Origin of the sequence: Agrococcus casei LMG 22410 (genome assembly GCF_900163565.1) — a bacterium.
Taxonomy (GTDB): domain Bacteria; phylum Actinomycetota; class Actinomycetes; order Actinomycetales; family Microbacteriaceae; genus Agrococcus; species Agrococcus casei.
Genome location: NZ_FUHU01000030.1, coordinates 1 through 4,160, shown reverse-complemented (window position 1 = coordinate 4,160; position 4,160 = coordinate 1). Strand labels below are relative to the sequence as shown.

Annotated in this window: 4 protein-coding genes; all 4 read right to left on the bottom strand. The window is 61.9% G+C overall.

Annotation, left to right across the window (positions count from 1 at the left end; genetic code table 11):
* Positions 1 to 156: 156 nt before the first annotated feature.
* The 4 genes from CZ674_RS07525 to CZ674_RS07510 all read right to left on the bottom strand — a co-directional run bounded on the left by CZ674_RS07525 (position 157) and on the right by CZ674_RS07510 (position 3,658).
* Positions 157 to 942, bottom strand: a complete 786-nt coding sequence (locus CZ674_RS07525) for an ABC transporter ATP-binding protein (RefSeq protein WP_086991918.1) — start codon at positions 940 to 942, stop codon at positions 157 to 159.
* A complete protein-coding gene (locus tag CZ674_RS07520) occupies positions 939 to 1,949 on the bottom strand; it encodes a FecCD family ABC transporter permease (protein ID WP_234988499.1) in 1,011 nt (336 codons plus the stop codon). The genes CZ674_RS07525 and CZ674_RS07520 overlap by 4 nt, the downstream gene beginning before the upstream one ends.
* 43 nt (positions 1,950 to 1,992) lie before the next feature.
* On the bottom strand, positions 1,993 to 2,811 hold the full coding sequence (locus CZ674_RS07515) for an ABC transporter substrate-binding protein (protein ID WP_234988498.1): 819 nt from the start codon (positions 2,809 to 2,811) through the stop codon (positions 1,993 to 1,995).
* Between the two features lie 238 nt (positions 2,812 to 3,049).
* Positions 3,050 to 3,658: a DJ-1/PfpI family protein gene (locus CZ674_RS07510; protein WP_234988497.1), complete on the bottom strand. Its 609-nt coding sequence runs from the start codon at positions 3,656 to 3,658 to the stop codon at positions 3,050 to 3,052.
* Positions 3,659 to 4,160: the final 502 nt, after the last annotated feature.

The window sequence follows — 4,160 nt, the reverse complement described above, 5'->3', positions numbered from 1 at the left end:
CGGGCAACAGGACGACTCACACAACCACCGGACCTACCGAACGGGGTCAGCCCAATGATCTCCCCGGTCACAGGATCAATCATCTCGTTGTCCAACAGTTCGGTCGTGTCAGCCACGGCCATCTCCTTACGGATCAGGCCGAACCCTCACACACCGTTACTCAGACAGACCCTCGTCGTGGTGACTAGTGGCGGCACGGACGACGAGGTGTTTACCGCCGTCTGTTGTAGTTATCATCTCGGTCTCGACTCCGAAGGTCGCGCGTACGCGTGCGGTTGAAAGGACCTCGTCGGACGGTCCTTGGGCATGCAGTTCACCGGCGGACAGGAGAAGAAGGTGGTCACAATATCGGGCTGCGAGGTCGAGGTCGTGCAGGGCACATACGACTGTGATGCGCAGTTCTCGGAGCAGTTCCATGAGAACGATCTTGTGGCGAACGTCGAGGTGGTTGGTGGGTTCGTCCAGGACCAGCAGGGAGGGGTTGTGCCGGATGGAACGTGCGAGGTGTGCGCGTTGAAGCTGGCCACCCGATAGCGTCGCGAGGGGCTTTCCGGCAAGATCTTCCAGCCCGACACGAGCGATCGCTTGCTTAAGCTGTGCGGCGGGAAGCGGGTGCGGACCGATGGCGATGAGCTCCTCGACGGTGATATCGGGGATGGGGCCGGCGTGTTGACGCATGACTCCGATGTGTGCGGCGCGTTCTCGGGGTGGCATTCTCGCGATGTTCTGACCATCGACAGTCACGATTCCCGTGTACGCGGGGTGGTAGCCGGTAAGGAGGCTTAGCAGACTGGACTTCCCGCACCCGTTGGGTCCGACGACCCCGGTGACAGTGCCGGCGGTGATTTCCGCACTAACGTCATCCACAGCGACATGGGCCCCGTAGCGGATAGACACGTGTGCGAAGCCAACGTCGGACGCGCCGGATGGGGCCGCGCTCATGCCAGGACCGTCGCACTGTTGCGGCGCATGAGCAGGATGAATACAGGAACGCCGATCGCAGCGGTGAAGATCCCGACGGGCAGCTCCGAGGGCGCGAGGAGCGTGCGCGCCGCGACATCCGCCAGGCTCAGAAGGATGGCGCCGATGAGGGCGGCGACGGGCACGACGCGACGGTGCATTCCTCCGACGAGCAGGCGCACGATGTGAGGCACGATGAGCCCCACGAAACCAATCGCCCCGGAGACGGCGACCGCGGCCCCGGTCATCAGCGATGCGAGGGCAAAGACGAGGAAGCGTGAGCGTCCGGGATGCACGCCGGACGCTGCGGCCTGTGCGTCGCCAAGACTCATCAAATCCAAACGACCGCTTATGGCCGTGACGAACAGTACCGCGATGATGATGACGGGCGCGATGATGACAAACAGCCGCCACTGGGCACCGGAAAGGCTTCCCAATAACCAGAACATGACCTGCTGCGTCGCATCGGAGTTTCCTGCGCGGATGAGCAGAAAAGACATCACGCCAGCGAGCAACTGACCGATCGCGACACCGGACAATACGAGTCGCCCGGCAGAAAGCCCCCATCGTGACGTCGCGGTCGCCGCCACGAGGAGGCCCGTCACAGCCGCACCGAGAAACGCCGCGATAGGCAGCAGGAGCACTCCGAACGTTGTCACGCCCACACCGGTTATAACGGCGACGGCTGCCACGCCAGCACCGGATGACAGCCCCAAAACGTAGGGGTCAGCGATGGGATTTCGCACCAGAATCTGCGCGCACGCGCCGGCTACAGCAAGAGCGGCACCAATCACTGCAGCCTGCAGTACACGCGGCACCCGCAGTTCCCACACGATGAAATCCAACGACCCCGCTTCCGGGGCCCCGAAAAGTCGCGAGATGACGAGATTCACGACATCATCGGGGCTGATAGAGACCGCGCCGACGCCGACACTGATGACCATCACGAACAAGAGCGCCACGACCAACCCGAGAACGATGACCACCATCGGAACACGGCGCAGCGCCCCTGTTCGCGCGGGACGTTCTCGTTCAGGCCGCGTTTTTGACAGCATCCGCGATGGTTTGAACCGCATCTGCATTCAGCAGGCTTGGCGACAGGAGAATGCGCTGTGGAACAACGACGACGTTCCCCTCCTTGACCGCGTCAGTCTGAGCAAGCAGCGGGCTGGCAATGATCGCCGCTTTCAACTGCTCGTCACTCTCATTCGCGAAGCCAGAGACGATCACGATGACCTCCGGGTTGGCCTGGGTCACCGTTTCCGCGGACAAGCTGGCAAAATTCTGCAGCTCACCCTGCGCGATATTCGTGCCGCCCGCGAGCGTAATGATGCCGTTTGCAAAGCTCGACCCCCCGCTGGTTTTGACGCCAGCGCCCGCGTCGGGGACTGACGACAACGTCAGAACGGGCACGTCGACGTCGCTCGTGTCAGCCGCAGCTTCCTCCACCTGATCGCGAATGCGTTCGATTAGTTTTTCGCCGCGTTCAGGGATGTCAAAGGCCGTGGCGAGTGCGGTGATATACCGATAGGTCTCGTCAATGTTCTCCATCGGCCCGTCCTGGACAGCACCGCACGCGGACAGCGCAGCCGACCCCGCTGATTTGAGTTGTTCCACAGACGCCGTACCGTCGAACGCACCGAACTCATACTGCGAGATTCCGGCTACGAGGTCAGGCTCCGCCGCAATGACAGATTCCGCCGACCCCCGCCCGTCATCGAGCACCGGCAACGCATCAAGCTTCTCGCGCAAGTCCCCCGAAAAATCGGTCTTAAAGTCGGGAGCAGCCGTCCCCACGATCGTGTCGCCCACCCCGAGCTCGATGAGGAACGCCGCAGCCCCCGCATCCATCGTGACGACTCGTTCAGGAACGGAACTCAGTGACGCCTCAGCCGGACACGACGGATCAGTCTGTACCTGGTCCAGACCCCTCGAGGACGAAGACGACTCTGAGGCACGCCCATCATGGTGCGAATGATCGGTTGACGTGGCAATGCAGCCAGCGAGTGTCGCAACAGCCGCGACACCTACGGCAGCCGGCAAGAAAGATCGAGTAAATCGCATGCGCTAACTCTACAGGAAGTAGAGATCACGAATCAACGGAAAGTTCCTCCGGATGCCACGCATACTCCATCGCACTGCAAACGCGGTGCGCGACGGCTCGCGAGTCGAACCTGTCAACCAGGTGCAGAGCCATATCAATCCCCGCAGACACCCCAGCACTGGTGACTACCGCACCGCTGTCGATCCACCGCCTCCCCGACGACACTATGACGTCGGGATAGATCAGCTGCAAGTGCTTCCGTGCCATCCAATGTGTGGTCGCGCTGATCCCATGAAGCAAACCAGCAGCTCCCAAAACCTGCGCACCCGTGCACACAGGCGCCATGGTCGCGCCACCCTCAGCGGCACTGCGGATCAGCGCTATCCGGCGGTCATCCGACGCGAAGACCTCCGCGCCCGGCCCACCCGGAATCACAACCAAGTCAGGCGTGCGATCACCCAAAGCCCCATCGACCGACACGCGAAGGCCCTTGGAGCACGCTACCGCCTCACCATCGGCGCTGACCGAACGAACAACGACCGGACGGTCACCCAGGTCAGCCCAGAAACGCAGCACCTCCCACGGCCCCACCGCATCGAGCTCCTCTGCGCCATCGAAGAAAAGAACGTCGACAGCAAACCCGACTTCGTCCATGACGTTTGCGCCACCTGCCCCCGGATCAGCGGGCAAGGTTGAACGCGCCCCCTGCGCGGAGAGCTCCAGCTACTTCATCATCTGTCAGCTCACGAGTCGCATCGACGCTTACCATAGAGACGCCACCCGCAACGATCTCGATCCGTGCTCCCTCGATGTCGCGGATCTCACCCAGCTGTTTCGAGGCTGTGTCAACGCACCCCCGACAGGTCAGGCCAGTGACCGGAGCACTCCAAGTCGCAGTTCCCATGATTCTCACCTTTCATGTGTGGCGAACAGGATACCCCGCATCGGCCGGGCCGACGTGCGTATCTACGACCCGCTCCGAGAGCGAGCTTTGTGAACGTGACCGCTTGGGTCTGCTGAAGGTTCGGTTGAGTCTATGACCGCATGATTTCTGACTGGGGTCGTGCTGGAAGGATGGCAATCGTGCCGAAGATCTATTCTGATGAGTTCAAGCGGGATGCTGTTGCGATGGTCGCTGCTGGCTCTTCGCAGAGGA